Below are 19,031 nucleotides of genomic sequence, written 5' to 3'. Positions count from 1 at the left end.
AAAAAAGTTACCTTTGTAGAGGATTATTATTTTTATGAACAAAATTGAATCTTTAAGAACCGTAACGGTTACAAGATACATCGTCCCATTACGTGAAGGCGGCTCTTTACCGGCTTTAACGGAAGCTGATGATGAATTTAAATATGTGCTGAAATTTCGAGGTGCTGGACATGGCGTTAAAGCTTTAATAGCCGAACTTTTAGGCGGCGAAATTGCCCGAATATTAAATTTACCGGTTCCTGAAATAGTTTTTGCTAATTTAGATGAAGGTTTTGGTAGAACTGAGGCTGATGAAGAAATCCAAGATTTACTTCAAGGAAGCAAAGGACTCAATTTGGCACTGCATTTTTTTTCGGGAGCAATAAACTTTGACCCTGCTGTTACAGACGTGAATCCTCTTTTGGCATCTAAAATAGTATGGCTCGATTCTTTTATTACAAATGTTGACAGAACTTTTCGCAACACGAATATGTTAATTTGGCATAAAGAACTTTGGCTAATTGATCAAGGCGCAAGCTTTTATTTTCATCATTCCTTTGACAACTGGGAAAGTCATGCCAAAAGCAGTTTTGGATTAATCAAAGATCACGTTTTGCTTCCAAAAGCAAGTAAACTTGACGAGGTTAATGCCGAATTTTTAAAAATTCTAACGGACGAAATCCTGACAACAATTGTCAATTTAATTCCAGAAGACTGGCTAATTTGGGAAGAAACTGCAGTGCAGCCCGAAACGATTCGAGAGGTTTATCTTAAATTTTTAAAAACCCGCCGAGACCATTCACATCTATTTTTAAATCAAGCGAAAAATGCAAGAGAAGCACTTATATGAATATGCAGTAATTCGAGTAGTTCCTAGAGTTGAACGTGAAGAATTTATTAATGTAGGCGTGATTGTTTTTTGCAAAAAACAAAAGTTTATCAAAATGATTTACGAAGTAAATGTGTTACGGTTAAAGACTTTTTCAAACGATTTAGATCATTTGATACTCAGCGAAAATCTTAAAGCGTTTCATAATATTGCTCATGGAATAAAAAATGCTGGACCCATTGCACAATTTGAAATTTCGGAAAGATTTCGATGGTTAACCGCTATCCGAAGTTCCATTATACAAACCTCTCGACCACATCCCGGATTATGTGTTGATCTAGAAGCCCGAACCCAAAAATTGTTTGCAGAACTTGTTTCTTAACAAAATGGTTAAACCATAATATTTTCAATTATATAGTACATTTATCTCAATTATCGCACTCATAAAACTTTTTATAAATGAACGGATTGCTACTTTTTACAAATAAATGTACCAAATTGATTATCGGAGTATTTTTAATGATACAAATTATTGCAGGAGTAACTGTTCTATTAATACCAATGTCTTGGGGTTTCATAACGCTTCGTTTAATAATCGTAGCCATTTTGGGAGCAAGTTGGCTATTGTTTTTTAAGTTTCTTGTAAATCAAAAAAAAATCAGCGATTTTGAATACTATTTTAAAAAATTTAAAATATTATTTAAGAAATCAAATTTAGGAATTTTGCAAATTGAATCACAAACGGGCAAAATTTTAGATTGTAATGAAAAGGTCATAGAGATGACGGGTTTTTCTGAAGAAGAGTTGAAACACAAGAACATTTCTGATATTGTTTTTCAAGATGACAATTCAATGAGTCGTACCGAAATGAAAAAATTTATTTCCGGTGAAACTATTGAATTTAATACAGAAGCTAGTTATCTTCAAAAAAATGGTGCTAAAATTGTAACCCAAGTGATAGGATCAATAATCGAAACTGAATTTGGAAAGCCGAAAACCCATATGATTGTTTTGGAAGACATTTCGGAGAAAATAGTGGCAGAAAACCGGTACAGAAATCTATTTGACAATGCACCTATTGCACTTTGGGAAGAAGATTTTTCCGAATTAAAAAATTACCTTCACTCAATTAATTTAATAGGAAAGCCAGAACAATTTGTTAGAGATTATCTTACGAAAAATCCCAAAATTTTGATTGAAGCCATTTCAAAAGTAATAATCATCAACGTCAATAATGAATGTGTAAAGCTACATCATCCTAAAACTAAAAATGAGTTAACTACCAGTCTTAATGCGGTAATTAATGACGAAGGAATGGACTCATTTATAGAACAAATTGTAGGGATAACTCAAGGAAAACTGAGCTTAACAATCAATTCAACTTTACGAAAAAGCCTTGCTGACGTTAGAGAAATTCAATTAAACTGGAATGTTATTCCAGGATTTGAAGATACCCTGGCTCGTGTAATTATCTCTACAGAAGATGTAACAGAAAGAAAAGTAAGAGAAAACAATATTTTACATTCTCAACAGCAAATTGAAACGCTCATAAATTCTATTGACGGAATTGTTTGGGAAAATAATTTATCTAATTTGCGAATCACCTTTGTCAATAAAAAAGTTGAAGAAATAACAGGTTATTCAGTAGAAGAATGGACAGATGAGCCCGGATTTTGGGAAAAAACCTTGCATCCTGAAGATGCGGAATATGCCATAAATTATTGTAATACTAAAGCATTAACCGATAAACAATTTGACTTTGAATATAGGCTAATTGCCAAAAATGGTGAAATTATATGGATTAGAGACATTGTAAATGTTGTTAGACATAATGACAAACCTACTCTATTGCAAGGTATTATGATAGATATTACCAAAAGCAAAAATGCCGAAAACGCCTTGAACGAAGCTTTTGAGTTAGTAAGCGAGCAAAATAAACGACTCCTTAATTTTTCATATATCGTGTCGCATAATTTGCGTTCCCACACTAGCAATATTCAATCGATTGCCACATTAATCGAAACAGCGGAAACAGCAGAAGAATCATCAGAATTAATTAAAATGCTTCAAAGTGTTTCGGAAAGATTGAGCGAAACCATTATCAACCTAAATGATATTGTAAATATCCAAGGTAATACCAATATTAATTTACAAAAACTGAATTTAAGAAAAAACATCGAAAAAACTTTAGACATCCTCTCTGAGAAAATTCAAGAAAAAAAGGCTCAAATAATAATTGATGTCCCACAGGATACAGCTGTGAACTTCAATCCTGCTTATTTAGAGAGTGTTTTACTTAACTTTATTTCAAATGCCATTCGATATAGTCATCCGGAAAGATTACCCATAATTTGCTTGCGTTGTTATCCTAAAGATGAAAATATCATTTTAGAAATAGAAGATAACGGTATTGGTATAGATCTTGAAAAATATGGCTCAAAACTCTTTGGCATGTATAAAACTTTCCATAAAAATGCCGATGCAATGGGATTAGGGCTTTTTATTACAAAAAATCAAATTGATGCTATGGGTGGAAAAATTCATGTGGAAAGTAAACCCAATATTGGTACTAAATTCACCATATATTTTAAATAAAAAATATCCAAAAGCTTGTGTGATTTTATAAATAAAAATAGTTTGAATGTAGCATCACTTCTTCATCAATTGATAGATACGGTACTAAAACATCAATTAAAAAACCCGTAAATTAAAAAAAGCTTCAACTTAACTCTTGGTTAAATTGAAACTTTTATCATTGTTTAGTGAAATTATACTATTCTATTACAATCTTTTTTACTGAATATTGATTGTTAGCGGAAATTTTGGCAAAATAAACACCTTTAGCCAAGTTCAGATTAAAAGTAGTTTCGCCATTAAATTCACTGTTGAATAATTTTTGCCCTGAAATGGAAAAAATCTCAATCTTTGCTTCGGAATTAATACCTGTGATTGTGATTTTATCTTGAGCAGGATTTGGATAAACTGTAAATTTAAGCACATCTTTGACATCATTTGAAAGGAAAAAAGTTTGTCCGGCATTTTCACCCCAAATATAATTTGCTAATTCTGGCATATCAATAAAAGGGTTTCGGTTCATTTGCCATGTTTGAATATAGTTATTTCGGTTCATTTCAAAATCGTCTGCCGGATCTGTTTGGTTCCATTGTAATAAAATTGCCAAATCGCCAATTTGATTCGCTGTGTTATCCGAAGGATTTCCTTCCACTAATTCTAAACCATTATATCGAACTGCCATAAAAAATAAGGCACGGGCAACATCGCCTTTCCAGCTTCCAGCATTTCCTGCAAAGCCATTATAATCTAAAGGTCCAAAATCTTTATTATTTCTTGTACTGTTTTCAATTGCATCTTCGGCACGTAAATGATGTGCATCTGAGTGTCCGTGTTGTCTTATGTTAGCGTTAGAGTTTTCAAAAATATCAATTCCGTCCGATTGGTCAGAAGTTGCATTAGAAAATCCGCCACGTGACTGCGGAAAAATATGTTCACGGTTCCATTTTCCTGTACCAGAACCACTATCTTGAAATAAAAACTTAGCGCGATTGATTTCTTTGTACATTAACCAAACTTCGTTGCTATTTTGTGGATTTTGATCGGCTTTTTTCAAAATTTCCGTAACATCACCATAAGTATGCGCTCTTACAACTGCTGGATTAGCAATAATATCTTGAACGGCTTGTTTTAGAATTGTTCCAGATTTTCCATTTAAAGATGCATAATATCCATCGGGAATTGTTGGCGTCACATTTCCATAAGTAGGATTTAAAGGCGTTCCCCAAGGTGAAGTGGTAAAATCATTATCAATCACTCTGATTTCCACATTATCATTCATTCTAACATAGCCTTCCGGCAAAGTGCCAAATGTTATCTTAATCAACTCATCCCCTTCATCTTCCGCGTCATCTATTACTTGAATTGTTGTAGTATATTCATTTGAACCTGTGCCAATTGAAACATTTGTAGCTCCAGTAAAATCAGCCGTGTTAAATGTTTCATTATTTAAAGTAAAATCGAAATTTAATGGAGAAGTCACAGCATTTTGAGTGGTAAAAGTAATCGTAAAAGAATCTCCTTCATTAATTTGTGTAGCCGAAGTGGAAATGGTAATTCCATTATAAACTACTCCGCTTCCATCATTTGGAGCTCCTGGTGTTGGAGTCTTTGTTTCATACGTTCCGTCATTTTTTCTTTGAATACTCTGTGTGGTAACTTGACCGTTCACACTTTCGTCCCATTGTGTTGTCACACCTAAAAGATTCATCAATTGAGTAGCATCAGGATCAGATGTTCCATAAGCTAAAGCATGAATTAAATTTGTGGTGGTTGCCAAAGTACCATCGGGAAAATCGAGGTAAGTTCCTAAATAAACTGCAACTGCATCAGGACCATTTTGAATTAGATTATCGCCAAAAATTCTATTAGGAACTGGAGAAACACCATTACTGCCAATTACCGCAATTCCATTAGCATCTGTGGTAATTCCGTCTAAAGAAACGGTAAGATAACTTCTATTTCCAGTACTAACAGATTCGGCATTTCCGTTAAAAAACACTAACACATATCCGTTTAATGAAAAATTTGGTGTTGCCGATTTTAATTCAACAAATTCTTGTGTATCAATACTTGGCGTATCACAATCTAATTCATTAATGACAATTATTTGCGAAAAAGATGGGCTAAAAACAAAGAAAAATAAAATGAAAAAGTAATTTTTAATCATAGTGGTTCAATTTGAAAAACGCACAAAGTTAGTGTATTTAAAATCGAATAAGATGATTTGTAGATTAAATTAAGGAAAACTTTAAAATAAAATATTTCTTCAGAAAAAACTTTCAAAAACTATACATTTGTACTAGTAATTGAATGTTTGATGGAGGAAATTTTAGGATTTATTGCCGCTTTTATTATTGGAATTGTATTAGGATTAACAGGAGGAGGAGGTTCTATTATAACGGTTCCTGTGTTAGTATATCTATTACAATTCAACCCGATGATTGCTACGGCATATTCACTATTTATTGTAGGAATTACATCAGTTTTTGGAACTTTTGTAAACAAATTATTAGGAAACGTTGACTTTAAAATAGGTATAAAATTTGCGATACCTTCGATTATTGCAGTTTACGGAACTCGGAAGTTTATTGTCCCTAACATCCCGGATATTATTTTTACAATCCATAATTTCTCGCTTAGTAAAGGTACTTTAATCATGGTAATTTTTGCCATTGTAATGATATTAGCTGCGATTTCAATGATTAGAGGATTTCAACCTAGAAAAACCGAGCCTTCCGCCATCGTGATGTTTATCAAAATATTTTTCGTAGGAATTGTGATTGGATTTGTTGGAGCTGGTGGCGGATTTCTAATTATTCCGGCGTTAATTTACTTGGCGCATCTCCCAATGAAAAAAGCAATTGGAACTTCAATTTTTATCATATCAATTAATTCACTTATAGGATTTACGGGAGATTTGGGAAATATCAGTCCAGATTGGGCTTTTCTACTATACTTCTCTTTTTTATCAATTTTAGGTATCTTTGCAGGAACATACCTTCAAAGGTTTGTGAACGAAAAAAACCTGAAGCGCGGTTTTGGCTGGTTTGTTTTGTGTATAGCAATTGCCATTCTCACGCAGGAATTCCTTTGGAAATAAAAATTTTAAAATGAAAATAGAACAAATCTATACCGGCTGCATTGCGCAAGCCGCTTATTATTTAGAAAGTGACGGCGAAGCTGCCATTTTCGATCCGCTTCGAGAAGTACAACCCTATTTAAACAAAGCCGAAAAAGACGGTGCGAAAATTAAATTTGTATTCGAAACCCATTTCCATGCTGATTTTGTCTCGGGACATTTAGATTTGGCAAAAAAATCTGGCGCAAAAATTGTTTACGGTCCAACAGCTAAACCCAATTTTGACGCTGTTATTGCCGAAGACGGCCAAGAATTTTATGTAGGAAAATACACTATAAAAGCGATTCATACGCCAGGACATACTATGGAAAGTACCTGTTATCTTTTAATTGATGAAAATCAAAAGATGCACGGAATTATAACGGGAGACACTTTATTTATTGGAGATGTTGGTCGTCCGGATTTGGCACAAAAAATTGCTGGAGACCTTACTCAAGAAAAATTAGCCGGTTTTCTTTTTGATTCGCTACGCAAAAAAATTATGGTTTTACCGGATCATCTAATTGTGTTTCCAAGTCACGGTGCCGGAAGCGCTTGCGGCAAAAATATGAGCAAAGAAACGACCGACACTTTGGGTAACCAGAAGAAAAATAATTATGCGCTTCGCGAAAACATGACGAAAGCCGAATTTGTGAGCGAAGTTTTAGAGGGTTTAGCTTCTCCTCCAGCCTATTTTCCACAAAATGTATTGATGAATATTGAGGGTTATGAAAGTTTAGATACGATTATCGAAAAATCAGCGAAACCTTTGTCACCAAAAGAATTTGAAACTATTGCCAACCAAACAGATGCCATTATCTTAGACGTTCGTCATGAAAATGATTTTGTACAAAAACATATTCCGGGAAGTATTTTTATTGGTATTCATGGCGGTTTTGCTCCCTGGGTTGGTGCTTTAATTGCCGATGTCAAACAGCCGCTTTTATTGGTAATTCCAGAAGGAAAAGAAGAAGAAACCATCACCAGACTTTCTCGTGTGGGCTTTGATAACGCTTTAGGATATTTAGATGGCGGAATTGAAAACTGGGAAAAAAGTGGCTTTGAAACTGACTTTATGGCTTCGGTTTCACCAGAATTTTTTGCTGAAGATTTTCTTTCTAAAAAAATTATTGATGCCAGAAAACCTGGAGAATTTGAAGCAGAGCACGTGGAAAATGCAGTCAATATTCCGTTAGATTTCGTTAATGAACAACTGGCAGAAATTCCTCAAAAGGAAGATTTTTATTTACATTGTGCTGGTGGTTACCGTTCGGTAATTATGGGGTCAATATTAAAATCAAGAGGTATTCATAATTTCAGCAATGTTGAAAAAGGTATGTCGGGAATTAGGCAAACAGCGGTTCCTCTAACAAAATTTTCTTGTCCTTCAACAAAAAGTTAACTTGTGGAAATTCTTTTAAAAAATTAATAAATTTGCAATCTTTAAAAAACGAAAAAATTAAAATGAAAAAATTATTATTTGCAGTTGTTGGATCAACATTGCTATTTTCTTGTAATAAAAATGACGGCGGCTACACCATTGAAGGAAATGCCACAGGTTTTACCAATGGTCAAACTGTAGTGTTAGAAAAACAAGATACAATCCAAATGAAGTTAGTGCCAGTAGATACAGCTACTATCGAAAATGGAAAATTTACAATTACAGGTGATATAAAAGAGCCTGAATTGTATTTCCTTCAAGTGGATAAAGCACCCTCTAAACTGCCATTTATTTTAGAAAATGGTACCATCACTGTTACTTTGAACAAAGACTCAATTCAAAATACAAAAATTTCGGGTACATACAACAATGACGAGTTAGCTTCATTTAATAAAGAAACTAAAATTCTCGAAGAGAAAATTGCGAAGTATCAAGCGGATAATGGTCCTGCCATGCAAGAAGCAAGAGGAAAAAACGATACCGTAACCATCAATAAATTAATGAAAGGTTACACGGATTTGAGCAAAGAAATGTTAGATAGCAATATTAAATATGCTGAAACACATCCCAAATCATTTTTAAGCGTTTTAATTTTAGAGCGTAGTTTTTATTCGCCAGAAGTAGATTTTGCAAGAGTTGAAAAAACTTTTAATAGCTTATCTTCAGATTTGAAAAATACAACGAGTGGAAAGAAAATCAGTCAAAAATTAAAAAGCTATAATGCTGTTCAAGTAGGGAAAAAAGCACCAGATTTCTCCGCAAAAAACCCTGACGGAAAAACCATTTCTTTGAAAGAATCTATGGGAAAAGTTACCATAATTGATTTTTGGGCCTCATGGTGTGCTCCTTGTCGTCAAGAGAATCCTCACGTTGTAGCACTTTATAATGAATTTCATTCAAAAGGATTGAACATCATTGGGGTTTCATTAGATCAGGAAGGTAAAGCAGATGCTTGGAAAAAAGCAATAGCTGATGATCAATTGACTTGGCCACAAGTTTCAAATTTGAAATTTTGGAATGAACCAATTGCAAAAAAATACAACGTTAGTTCTATTCCTGCTACCTTTATCTTAGACGAAAATGGCGTAATTGTAGCCAAAGATTTGCGTGGTGAAGAATTAAAAGCAAAAGTTAAAGAGCTTTTAGGAGCTTAATTTTTAGCAAATAACATAATTGATTAAAAATCTCCCAAGGGAGATTTTTTTTATTAAACTCATTACCAAATGATTGCAATATTTCTAAAAATTTATTGTAAATAATCGAACAAAAACACTTGTAAAAATAAAAAACAGTCCTATATTTGCAACCGCGTTAGACGCCCGGGAAGATACTCAAGCGGCCAACGAGGACGGACTGTAAATCCGTTGGGAAACCTTCGCAGGTTCGAATCCTGCTCTTCCCACATTAGTAGATTATATTTTTGCGAATTTTTTTTCCTAAATACAATCTAAAAAAACAAAACCCTGAAATCAATTGATTATCAGGGTTTTTATTTTTTATTTTGCAACAGTAATTAAAGTTAATCTAATTTTTTTTTAGTGCTTTAATTTCATTTTTTAAATTCTGAAACATTTCACTAATGATTTGTGGCTCGAAACTATTTGTTTCAAATTTGGATATTCAAACAAAAATCCGAAAAGTAACGAGATTCTAACTCCTCAACTTTGAAAATACTTTCTTGCCAATAGTTACAATTCCTACAACAAGTAAACCTACTATTAATCCAAAACCAAATTCTTTTAAAATAGAAGGAACATTTGGAAATAAATGATGAAAATAATCGATATTATGAACAAAAATTCCTCCGGAAACTAAAAGTAATGCCAACGTTCCTACAATACTTAAAAACTTAATTACGACCGGTAATGCTCTTACCAAAAAATTTCCTAAGAAGCCTAAAAATCCTTTATTACTTGATTTCTTGATAAGAAAACGACCAGCATCATCCATCCTAACAATTAATGCTACAATTCCGTAAACACCAACTGTGGCAATCAATGCTACCACCGAAACGGCTATAATTTGCGTGATTAATGGATGTTCTTCTTCAATTACGGTGGCCAACGCGATAATTACAATTTCGAGCGATAAAATAAAATCGGTTTTAATGGCAGAACTTATTTTTGCTTTTTCCGAATTGACATCAGTTTCCGGCAGCGTAGCTTCATGAACCACTTCTTCGGCTTTTTTTGTTCGATGAAATAAAAACTCCACAATTTTTTCGGCACCTTCGTAGGCCAAATAAATTCCACCCAAGATCAAAATAATTGTGATAACAACAGGGAAGAAATAATTGAGCAAAAATACCAGTGGCAAAATGATTAGTTTATTGATAAACGAACCTTTAGTAATTGCCCAAAGTACCGGTATTTCTCTTGTTGCCAAAAAACCGGTGGCTTTTTCGGCATTTACAGCTAAATCATCGCCTAATATACCGGCTGTTTTTTTGGTAGCTAATTTACTAGTTACTGCCACATCGTCCATCAAGGCGCCAATGTCGTCTAAAATTGCAAAAAATCCTGATGCCATTTTTATTGTTTAAAATTAAATTTAGGGTAAATTTATAAATAAAACTTTGTGAAATTTTTTTTACAAATAATAAATTAGTTCCAACTTATTGTGATTTCATATTTATACTCGTGCATCTTTAATTTCATCTACAATTTCTGGATTTAGTAAAGTGGTGGTATCTCCAAAATTAGAAAAATCGCCCTCAGCAATTTTTCGCAAAATACGTCGCATTATTTTTCCAGAACGCGTTTTAGGTAATCCCGAAACAAACTGAATTTTATCGAGTTTGGCAATCGGACCGATATGTCCGGCAATATGCTGATTAATTTCGTTTTTTAAATTTTCTCGATCTCTGCCTGCCCCAGATTCTTTCAATGTGATGAAACCGTAAAGCGCATTTCCTTTTACATCATGTGGAAATCCCACAATGGCTGATTCTGCTACGGCTGGATGTTCATTGATGGCATCTTCAATTGGCGCTGTTCCTAAATTATGTCCGGAAACAATGACTACGTCATCAACCCTTCCGGTAATTCTATAATATCCTACTTCATCTCGTAAAGCGCCATCTCCACTAAAATATTTTCCAGGAAATGCCGTAAAATAAGTTTCTTTAAATCGTTGATGATCTCCCCAAATGGTTCGAGCGATTCCAGGCCAAGGAAATTTTATACACAAACTTCCAACTACCTGATTGTCTTCAATTTCATTTCGCTTTTCGTCCATTAAAACGGCTTGAACTCCTGGTAAAGGTAGTGTGGCGTACGTTGGTTTTGTGGGGGTTACAAATGGAATTGGCGAAATTAAAATTCCACCTGTTTCGGTTTGCCACCAAGTATCTACTAAAGGCGAGGTTTTTTTTCCAACATGATTGTTAAACCAATGCCAAGCCTCTTCATTAATGGGCTCTCCAACCGAACCAATCACTTTTAATGTCGATAAATTGTGTTTTTCAACCCATTCCGTATTTTCTTTTGCCAAAGACCTGATTGCTGTTGGAGCGGTATAAAATTGTGTGATTTTGTGTTTAGCAATTACTTCCCAAAATCTTCCAAAATCAGGATAAGTAGGAATGCCTTCAAAAATCACTGTTGTGGCTCCATTTAATAAAGGTCCATATAAAATGTATGAATGTCCGGTAATCCAGCCAATATCTGCGGTACACCAAAAAACATCGTTTTCTTCGTACGCAAAAATATTTTTAAAAGTATAAGCAGAATATACCATATAACCTGCCGTGGTATGTAACATTCCTTTAGGTTTTCCTGTAGAACCTGAAGTGTACAAAATAAAAAGTGGGTCTTCAGCATCCATAATTTCAGCAACATTATTGCTAACTGCTTCTTCCAAAAGTTTATCAAGCCAAAGGTCTCTGCCTTCTTTCATGTCGATTTTTCCGTGGGTTCTTTTGACAACTAAAACTTTTTCGACAGTTTCGCATTTTGTTAAAGCTTCGTCCACAATTCCCTTTAACTCAATCGTTTTGTTCCCACGAAAACCGCCATCCGAAGTAATCACCATCTTACAACCCGAATCATTTATTCTAGTGGTTAAAGCCGAAGCAGAAAATCCCGCAAAAACTACCGAATGTATGGCTCCTATTCTTGCACAAGCTAAAACTGCTACTGCTAATTCAGGAATCATAGGAAGGTAAATGCAAACCCTATCTCCTTTTTGAATGCCTTGACCCCGAAGCACATTTGCCATTTTACAAACTCTTTCGTATAAATCATTATAAGTGATATGTTGGGCATCTTCATCAGGATTATTAGGTTCAAAGATAATCGCAGTTTTCTCTCCTCTTTTTGTCAAATGTCTATCGATACAATTTTTTGTAATATTCACTTTTGCATTAAGAAACCACTTTATATCAGCTTCTTGCATGTTGTATTCTACTACTTTGTCCCATTTTTGATACCAAGTGAAATTTTCATCAGCAATCTTTTCCCAAAATTTTCTTGGCTCTCTAATTGATTTTTTGTAGTGTTTAAAGTATTGTTCTAAATTATTAATATGATAGTAACTCATTTCATTTTTATTTTGGGTTGTTCTCTAAAGGTAAAGATATTAATGATTATTGGCTAAAAAAGTGACGTTAAATATTTACACTAAAAAATTTGACCATCAACATAAAACCATTTTCCATCCTGAAATAAAAAATTAGATTTTTCGTGATGAACATTAGTAAATAATTGATTATTAAGGTAATACGCTTTAAATTCTACACTAGTATTAGAAAAGTTAATTATCTCTAATTTAAGCCAATAGGTACTGTTGGCCCATTCTAAAATATCTTTTTTGTGATGAAAGTTTCTTGTTTGAATATGAGTAGTTTCGATTAAATAATCCGCATTTTTCAAGACATAAGCTACATATCTAGATCGCATTAATTGTTCAGCTGTTGCAGGAACTCTTAGATTTTCAATAAAAGGCAAGCAGCAATTTTCTATAGATATTGTACTTCCGCAATAACAATCAGGCATTTTTATCTTCGTTATCTTTAAACTTTTTGGTTATTAATTTGAGCTTTTCTCTACGATTTATTTCTGCAGTTTTTTCACGATTTTTTTTCTGATCTACTTTTTTTTTGTGATTTAATCTGTTCGTTTCCGTTCTCCTTCCCATCACTGATTAAATTTTAAATCTTTGATTTCAGTTCGAATTCCTTGTAAAATTTCACGCAAATTTTCTGGTGGAAGTTCTCGAGCATCAAACTCAGTTGTGGCAATACTGCAAGCAAATTCCCAAATCTCTAAAATCTCTGATGCTTTAATTTGATAGGGTTTGTAAAAATCATTGTCTGATTTTAAAACTAAATTATTCTTACCATTTTTATTGAGTCTTTTATAAACGATTCCATCATTTTTAGTCAATAAAATATAAGTTTTTCCATCTCTAACATCGCCTAAATTTTCAATATATTTCCCAACTATAAATGAACCATCTTTGTGCGGAGGCATCGAATCACCCGAAACCGGAAACGCTCTAAATTTTCCATTTTTTAAAAAAGGTAAAGAAATACTTTGCAAGTTTTCTATAAATTCCGGATCGCTATACCCGTGCAAATATCCTGCTCTTGCATTATGCGGAATAATTTCAATCATATTTTCGCCAAAACTATCAACCGTAATGGGTAACAAAATTCGATTATCATCAAGTTTTAGCAATTTTTCAAAATCAATTTTTCTTATATCAGTAGTTAATAAAATATCGATACTTACATGGTAAAATCGAGATATTTTTACCAAAATCTCAAATGGTGGTTGCGATTTGCCTGCTTCATATTTTGCAAACCTATCTCTTGTAATTATTAATTTTTCTGCAACAAATGCTTGAGAAACCTCTATTTTATTCCGAAGGTGACGGATATTATCAGAAAACAACGACATATGACTTGGGATTATTTATCCCAACAAAGATAATAATTATTGAGATAAAACATCCTAAATTTGTAAACATTAACAATTATAACTTTCCCCAATGTTACTCTTTAGCGACACCGAACTATTTACTGCTGGAAAAAAAAAATTACACAATTTTGATTTCCCCGAATTAAATTTATACCAGCAAGATGGCTTTGTAACAAAAAATATGGCTGATTATTACTACCATCATTTTCTTAACAACACGCCATGGCAAGAGCATAAAATGGAAATGTATAAAAAAACCATTGTTGTTCCCCGTAAAATTGCTTGGTATGAAAATGAAAAAGAGAATAAATTTACACCAGAATTACTTACTTTAAAGCATCAGGTTGAAGAAAAAACGGGTTTTGAATACAACGCCGTTTTACTAAATCTTTATCGTGATGGCAATGATGGCGTTTCTTGGCATTCCGATAAAGAAGACAAAAGCGGTGAAAAACCAGCTATTGCATCAGTAAGTTTCGGACAAACGCGCCTTTTTCGTTTACGTCACAAATTCCGCAAAGAAGTACCACAACTCGAAATACCCTTGCACCACGGCACCTTACTCCTCATGCACGGCTATACAAATGAAAATTGGGAACACGAAATCCCAAAATCAAAAAAACCAATGCTCCCAAGAATTAATCTAACGTTTCGGCAGATAAAATAATTATTTACGGCGTGTCCCTTCGGGTCGGGCTTTCGCCACTCGCTGTTTTTTCGGCTCCACTTCGTTCCACCAAAAAAACGAGCTCAAACAAAGGCTCAATCCCTCACGCAAATAAAAAGAAGTTTGCAAGTTTTAATCAAGAGTCTTCCCATAAAATTTAGAAACTAAACAAGCCAACAACTTTCAAAAACCTATTGAGTTAATAACCTAATTCAGTACTGCAAATCTCCTATTCAAATCTCTCAAGCCAAAAAATTATTTCTCAATAGAATTATAAATAACCTTCTGGATATTCTCCCGAACATTTTCCTGTGAGAGCCAATTTGGCGCATTAGAATCCGGATAAGTCCTATTAGACAAGAAAATATAAATTAGTTCCTGTTCAGGATCAGCCCAAGCCATAGTACCGGTGAAACCTGTGTGGCCAAAACTGGATTTAGAAGTACAATTACAAGTAGGTCCAGAAGTTCCAGGAAGTTGCGGCTTGTCAAATCCAAGTCCACGACGATTGCCTTCTTTGCAGTAATGACAAGTATTAAAAATATCGAAAGTGGAAGGCGAGAAAAATTGCTTGCCCCCATAATTACCTTTTTGAAGGTACATTTGCATTATTTTAGCCAAATCCATGCTGTTAGAAAAAATTCCGGCATGACCTCCTACTCCATCCTGCATTGCAGCAGCCATATCGTGAACATAACCTTGAACAGTAGTGTACCTAAAATAATTGTCCTCTTCAGTTGGCGGAATAATATTTTGGTCAAATTTTCTCAACGGATTGTAAGTGGTTTTATTGGCTCCTAACTTTTTATAAAAATGCTCATCAGCTAATTTGTCTAACGGCTGATTAAAACTTTTTTCCACAAACTCTTTCAGCAAAATAAAAGTGAAATCACTGTACTTGTATTCTCTTTTGGTAAGTAATTTACTATCGGCAATTTGCTTGAGCAATAGTTGGGGATAATCTTTTCTCAAAAATAAATTTTCCGAAACCTGAAGCGGAAATTCGCTCGATAACGTTCTGGAATAATAAAGACTGTCTGGTTCTTTTTGAGCGGTTAAGGTGCTTTGGTAAAACGGAAGCCAAGGTTGTAACTTTCCATAATGTGACATTAATTCTTTGAAACTAATATTAGATTTATCCGTTTTTTCAAATTCGGGAAGCATTTGCCCCAGTTTAGTTTCTAGATTAACTTTTTTCTGATCAAAAAGTTGCATGGTTAACGGAAGTGTTGCCACCATTTTAGTCAACGAAGCCACATCATAAATATCAGAATTTTTTACTTTCACTTGTTTGGTATAATCATGATAACCGTAAGATTTTTGGTACACTACTTTTCCTTTTCGCGCCACTAACACCTGAATTCCTGGTGTCATATTTCGTTCGATGGCATTATTGGCAACATTATCAATATTATCTAAAACTTTAGAATTCATGCCTACATTTTCAGCAATGGTAAAGCCTAAACGGTTGAGTTTTTTAGTTTTTAAACCATCGTTTACTTTAAAGAAATTCCCAATGGAAACGGGCAATTTTCCTTTGGATTCTACTGCTCCAAATATTAATTGCGCTGAAACATTTTGTGCTGGATCGCTATTTTGATAAGAGACAATTAAGCCTTCAATATCTTTAAATTCGTTAAAAGGAATTAGCGAATATGGTTTGGCAAAAACATCTAAAATCACCTTGTTTTTTTTGGCAATTTCCTGAATGGTAACAATTTCGTCTATGGTAAAATCGTGTTTTTTCCAAGCGCCATCAGCTTTGTGAAACCCGATGATTACTTTAGTAAAATTGTTGAGTTTTTCTTGCATTAAATGCAAACTGTCTTTTGTAATTTCGGTGATTTCAGTGTATTGTTTAAGTGTGTTGAGAAACATACTACCGCTGTCATCCCCTAATTTTAGATAAGCTATTTTTTCCTCTTCAAGATTTTGTATCGGCAAAATTTCTTCTTCATTTTTCAAAACTGTCAACGCATTTTCGTACAATTTGTACTGAAAAGCTTCTGTTTCCGGACTATTTAAATCATCGTATAAAAATGCTAAATCAATAGGATGATATTGATTTAAACCTACCTGATATTTGTATTTTAAAATCTTTTTTACTGACTTTTCCAACCTTGATTCTGGTAAAATTGTGTCTTGAATTGCCATGCAAATTTTTTCCATCGCCAACGGTACATTTTCAGCAAAAAGCAAAACATCATTTCCGGCGACAAATGCTTCAAAGTCAATTTCTCCCGGCTGTTTAAAATTACTAGCTCCTTTCATATTCAAAGCATCAGTAAAGATTAAGCCGTTAAAGTGTAACTCTTTTTGTAGCAAGTTAGTTACCACGTTATAAGAAACCGAAGTGGGAAAATTATCTCGTGGTTCTAATACAGGAACGTTTAAATGTGCTACCATTACACTCGATAAACCTTCACGAATTAATCGTTTATAGGGGTATAATTCTACTTCGTTAATTCTTTCTCGAGAAAAATTAAGCATTGGTAAAGTATGGTGTGAATCAGTGGCAGTATCACCATGTCCCGGAAAATGTTTTCCGGTGGCCAAAACTCCTTGTGACTGAATACCTTTCATTAGAGCCAAAGCCCTATTGGTAACATTTATTTTATCCTCACCAAAAGATCGATTTCCGATAATAGGATTTTTGGGATTTGTATTGATGTCTAAAACAGGTGCAAAATTAAAATGCACCCCCATCCTACGCGATTGGATGCCATATCGTTCACCAACTTCTTTTATTAATTTCAAATCTTGAACCGCACCAAGTGTCATATTCCATGGATATCTAATAACAGAATCAAGACGCATGGCAACACCCCATTCTGCATCAATCCCCACAAAAAGTGGAACGCGAGCTTTGCTTTGGTATCTATTTGTTAACTTGGCTTGACGAACTGGACCACCTTGAAAAAAAATCACACCACCAACATGGTAATCTTTTACAAGTTTATCGATTGAACGGATATGAGCCGAATCTTTGTTAGAATATGCAGCAACCATAAATAATTGACCGATGCGTTCTTCCATCGACATCTTATTATAAATACTATCAACCCAAACTTTTTCTTTGGTAAAATCTATTGTTTTTGGCGGTAAATGTAGTTGTGAAAAAGCCCACTGGCTAAAAAGCAGTAGAGCGGTTATATAATATCTCATCCGAAAAAAATCTTTTTTTTAAAAAAAACGGCTATGCCAACTCTCAATAGCTGGAACTTCCCAATATTCGTGCCATTCGCCTACTGTATTAACGAGATTGTTGAAGACAATAGTATTTCCTGAAACGGCTTTTTCTTTCGCCATTTTTTTAAAATCAATCAAAGGCTTGTGAGCGATGTGTTCACCTAAACGAAAAGTGACATTCATTTTGTCAAGTAAATCGATACCATATTTTTGTTCTAATTGTTGAATAAAAACAACTGAACTATCTATAGAACAACCCGTTGCAGCTTGAACATTTGTATCAACTGCCAAAATAATAAACCGATTGTACTTCACTAAAAAAGAAGCCTGCAAACCGCTTCCATGTGCAGCCCAATCTTCTACAAAATTTTTTGTTTCCAACTCGATTTCGGTCACTTCATCATCGGTCAATTTTCTATTAGATTGGTAAATCCAAATGCGTGAATCATCTGGTAAGTTTTCAAATGGAACGTACATATTTTAGTGGCTCGCTTGAGCTTATTTTAATTATAAATCTTGTGCATTGGCAATTAATTCGGCAACATCCATTACCTTAATTTCGCCTTCTTTTTCTTTATTTTTCACACCATCAGTTAACATAGTGTTACAAAACGGACAACCTGCGGCAATGATATCTGGTGTAGTTTGAAGCGCATCTTCGGTTCTCTCTATATTGACTTCTTTGTTTCCCGGTTCTGCGTCTTTAAACATTTGGGCTCCACCAGCTCCACAACATAATCCATTGGCTCTAGAACGTTTCATTTCTATCAATTCTACGTCGAGTTTTTCGATTAATTCTCGTGGTGCTTCGTAGATTTTATTGGCACGCCCCAAATAACACGGATCATGGAAAGTGATTCTTTTTCCTTTAAACTGTCCGCCTTCGATGGTTAATTTTCCTTCATCTAACAACGATTTTAAAAATTGTGTGTGATGAATTACTTCGTAAGTACCACCTAATTCTGGATATTCATTTTTAAGCGTGTTAAAACAATGAGGACAAGCGGTTACGATTTTTTTGGCTTCGTAAGCGTTTAAAACCTCAATGTTCATCATGGCTTGCATTTGAAATAAAAATTCGTTTCCTGCTCGTTTTGCGGGATCTCCCGTACAACTTTCTTCGGTACCTAAAACGGCAAAGGAAACGCCTGCTTGATTTAAAATTTTTACAAATGCTTTGGTTATTTTCTTTGCTCTATCGTCAAAGCTTCCGGCACAACCTACCCAAAACAATACTTCGGGTTGTTTTCCTTCGGCAAGCATTTCTGCCATGGTTGGCACTGTTAGATTTTCTGACATATTTTTTATTTATT

Annotated in this window: 15 protein-coding genes and 1 tRNA gene; 8 read left to right on the top strand and 8 right to left on the bottom strand. The window is 34.1% G+C overall.

Annotated features, from left to right (window positions below; all coding sequences use genetic code 11):
- Nucleotides 1-34: 34 nt before the first annotated feature.
- The 3 genes from GV828_RS10970 (at nucleotide 35) to GV828_RS10960 (ending at nucleotide 3,403) form a co-directional block, all read left to right on the top strand.
- Complete coding sequence (locus GV828_RS10970; protein ID WP_166537538.1) at nucleotides 35-829, top strand: HipA family kinase; 795 nt, start codon at nucleotides 35-37, stop codon at nucleotides 827-829.
- Nucleotides 807-1,190, top strand: coding sequence for a DUF3037 domain-containing protein (locus tag GV828_RS10965; RefSeq protein ID WP_166537537.1), 384 nt, complete (start codon nucleotides 807-809; stop codon nucleotides 1,188-1,190). The genes GV828_RS10970 and GV828_RS10965 overlap by 23 nt, the downstream gene beginning before the upstream one ends.
- A gap of 77 nt (nucleotides 1,191-1,267) precedes the next feature.
- Entirely contained in the window at nucleotides 1,268-3,403 is a 2,136-nt protein-coding gene (locus tag GV828_RS10960) for a PAS domain-containing protein (protein ID WP_166537536.1), read from the top strand.
- 178 nt (nucleotides 3,404-3,581) lie between these two features.
- Here GV828_RS10960 and GV828_RS10955 read toward each other — a convergent pair whose 3' ends face one another.
- Nucleotides 3,582-5,549 carry an endonuclease gene (locus tag GV828_RS10955; protein WP_166537535.1) on the bottom strand — a complete coding sequence of 656 codons (1,968 nt, stop codon included), beginning with the start codon at nucleotides 5,547-5,549 and terminating at the stop codon, nucleotides 3,582-3,584.
- Between the two features lie 150 nt (nucleotides 5,550-5,699).
- Here GV828_RS10955 and GV828_RS10950 point away from each other — a divergent pair, with 150 nt between their 5' ends.
- The 4 genes from GV828_RS10950 (at nucleotide 5,700) to GV828_RS10935 (ending at nucleotide 9,343) form a co-directional block, all read left to right on the top strand.
- The gene (locus GV828_RS10950; RefSeq protein WP_166537534.1) at nucleotides 5,700-6,482 is read left to right on the top strand and encodes a sulfite exporter TauE/SafE family protein; all 783 of its coding nucleotides are present in this window, start codon (nucleotides 5,700-5,702) and stop codon (nucleotides 6,480-6,482) included.
- 10 nt (nucleotides 6,483-6,492) lie between these two features.
- Complete coding sequence (locus GV828_RS10945; protein ID WP_166537533.1) at nucleotides 6,493-7,902, top strand: MBL fold metallo-hydrolase; 1,410 nt, start codon at nucleotides 6,493-6,495, stop codon at nucleotides 7,900-7,902.
- Nucleotides 7,903-7,964: 62 nt separating this feature from the next.
- Nucleotides 7,965-9,095: a TlpA disulfide reductase family protein gene (locus GV828_RS10940; RefSeq protein ID WP_166537532.1), complete on the top strand. Its 1,131-nt coding sequence runs from the start codon at nucleotides 7,965-7,967 to the stop codon at nucleotides 9,093-9,095.
- Nucleotides 9,096-9,262: 167 nt separating this feature from the next.
- Nucleotides 9,263-9,343 (top strand) — tRNA-Tyr (locus GV828_RS10935).
- A gap of 248 nt (nucleotides 9,344-9,591) precedes the next feature.
- Here the strand turns inward: GV828_RS10935 and GV828_RS10930 are convergent.
- The 4 genes from GV828_RS10930 to GV828_RS10915 form a co-directional block, all read right to left on the bottom strand.
- On the bottom strand, nucleotides 9,592-10,470 hold the full coding sequence (locus GV828_RS10930; protein WP_166537531.1) for a DUF808 domain-containing protein: 879 nt from the start codon (nucleotides 10,468-10,470) through the stop codon (nucleotides 9,592-9,594).
- Between the two features lie 102 nt (nucleotides 10,471-10,572).
- Nucleotides 10,573-12,480 (bottom strand): acetate--CoA ligase, encoded by a 1,908-nt coding sequence (gene acs, locus GV828_RS10925; RefSeq protein WP_166537530.1) that lies wholly within the window; start codon nucleotides 12,478-12,480, stop codon nucleotides 10,573-10,575.
- A gap of 80 nt (nucleotides 12,481-12,560) precedes the next feature.
- Nucleotides 12,561-12,935 (bottom strand): YchJ family protein, encoded by a 375-nt coding sequence (locus GV828_RS10920; protein ID WP_166537529.1) that lies wholly within the window; start codon nucleotides 12,933-12,935, stop codon nucleotides 12,561-12,563.
- A 141-nt stretch (nucleotides 12,936-13,076) separates the two neighbouring features.
- Nucleotides 13,077-13,841: an XRE family transcriptional regulator gene (locus GV828_RS10915; RefSeq protein WP_166537528.1), complete on the bottom strand. Its 765-nt coding sequence runs from the start codon at nucleotides 13,839-13,841 to the stop codon at nucleotides 13,077-13,079.
- Between the two features lie 91 nt (nucleotides 13,842-13,932).
- Here GV828_RS10915 and GV828_RS10910 point away from each other — a divergent pair, with 91 nt between their 5' ends.
- A complete protein-coding gene (locus GV828_RS10910; protein WP_166537527.1) occupies nucleotides 13,933-14,529 on the top strand; it encodes an alpha-ketoglutarate-dependent dioxygenase AlkB family protein in 597 nt (198 codons plus the stop codon).
- Nucleotides 14,530-14,784: 255 nt separating this feature from the next.
- On the opposite strand, the gene GV828_RS10905 is transcribed toward GV828_RS10910, so the two are convergent.
- Genes GV828_RS10905 through GV828_RS10895 form a run of 3 tightly spaced genes read right to left on the bottom strand, consistent with a single transcriptional unit; the run spans nucleotide 14,785 to nucleotide 19,017 of the window.
- Complete coding sequence (locus GV828_RS10905; RefSeq protein WP_166537526.1) at nucleotides 14,785-17,694, bottom strand: glycoside hydrolase family 3 N-terminal domain-containing protein; 2,910 nt, start codon at nucleotides 17,692-17,694, stop codon at nucleotides 14,785-14,787.
- 18 nt (nucleotides 17,695-17,712) lie between these two features.
- Nucleotides 17,713-18,195, bottom strand: a complete 483-nt coding sequence (locus tag GV828_RS10900; RefSeq protein WP_166537525.1) for an ABC transporter ATPase — start codon at nucleotides 18,193-18,195, stop codon at nucleotides 17,713-17,715.
- Between the two features lie 30 nt (nucleotides 18,196-18,225).
- A complete protein-coding gene (locus tag GV828_RS10895; protein WP_166537524.1) occupies nucleotides 18,226-19,017 on the bottom strand; it encodes a (Fe-S)-binding protein in 792 nt (263 codons plus the stop codon).
- Nucleotides 19,018-19,031: the final 14 nt, after the last annotated feature.

The organism is Flavobacterium ichthyis, assembly GCF_009915155.1.
GTDB lineage: Bacteria > Bacteroidota > Bacteroidia > Flavobacteriales > Flavobacteriaceae > Flavobacterium > Flavobacterium ichthyis.
The sequence above is the reverse complement of the archived record's forward strand: the minus strand, read 5'-3'. Positions and strand labels throughout refer to the sequence as shown.

Bases quoted from the DNA above. Each gene is read 5' to 3' on its own strand.
- GV828_RS10970 (WP_166537538.1), top strand. From the start codon at position 35: ATGAACAAAATTGAATCTTTAAGAACCGTAACGGTTACAAGATACATC.
- GV828_RS10965 (WP_166537537.1), top strand. From the start codon at position 807: ATGCAAGAGAAGCACTTATATGAATATGCAGTAATTCGAGTAGTTCCT.
- GV828_RS10960 (WP_166537536.1), top strand. From the start codon at position 1,268: ATGAACGGATTGCTACTTTTTACAAATAAATGTACCAAATTGATTATC.
- GV828_RS10955 (WP_166537535.1), bottom strand. From the start codon at position 5,549: ATGATTAAAAATTACTTTTTCATTTTATTTTTCTTTGTTTTTAGCCCA.
- GV828_RS10950 (WP_166537534.1), top strand. From the start codon at position 5,700: ATGGAGGAAATTTTAGGATTTATTGCCGCTTTTATTATTGGAATTGTA.
- GV828_RS10945 (WP_166537533.1), top strand. From the start codon at position 6,493: ATGAAAATAGAACAAATCTATACCGGCTGCATTGCGCAAGCCGCTTAT.
- GV828_RS10940 (WP_166537532.1), top strand. From the start codon at position 7,965: ATGAAAAAATTATTATTTGCAGTTGTTGGATCAACATTGCTATTTTCT.
- GV828_RS10930 (WP_166537531.1), bottom strand. From the start codon at position 10,470: ATGGCATCAGGATTTTTTGCAATTTTAGACGACATTGGCGCCTTGATG.
- acs (WP_166537530.1), bottom strand. From the start codon at position 12,480: ATGAGTTACTATCATATTAATAATTTAGAACAATACTTTAAACACTAC.
- GV828_RS10920 (WP_166537529.1), bottom strand. From the start codon at position 12,935: ATGCCTGATTGTTATTGCGGAAGTACAATATCTATAGAAAATTGCTGC.
- GV828_RS10915 (WP_166537528.1), bottom strand. From the start codon at position 13,841: ATGTCGTTGTTTTCTGATAATATCCGTCACCTTCGGAATAAAATAGAG.
- GV828_RS10910 (WP_166537527.1), top strand. From the start codon at position 13,933: ATGTTACTCTTTAGCGACACCGAACTATTTACTGCTGGAAAAAAAAAA.
- GV828_RS10905 (WP_166537526.1), bottom strand. From the start codon at position 17,694: ATGAGATATTATATAACCGCTCTACTGCTTTTTAGCCAGTGGGCTTTT.
- GV828_RS10900 (WP_166537525.1), bottom strand. From the start codon at position 18,195: ATGTACGTTCCATTTGAAAACTTACCAGATGATTCACGCATTTGGATT.
- GV828_RS10895 (WP_166537524.1), bottom strand. From the start codon at position 19,017: ATGTCAGAAAATCTAACAGTGCCAACCATGGCAGAAATGCTTGCCGAA.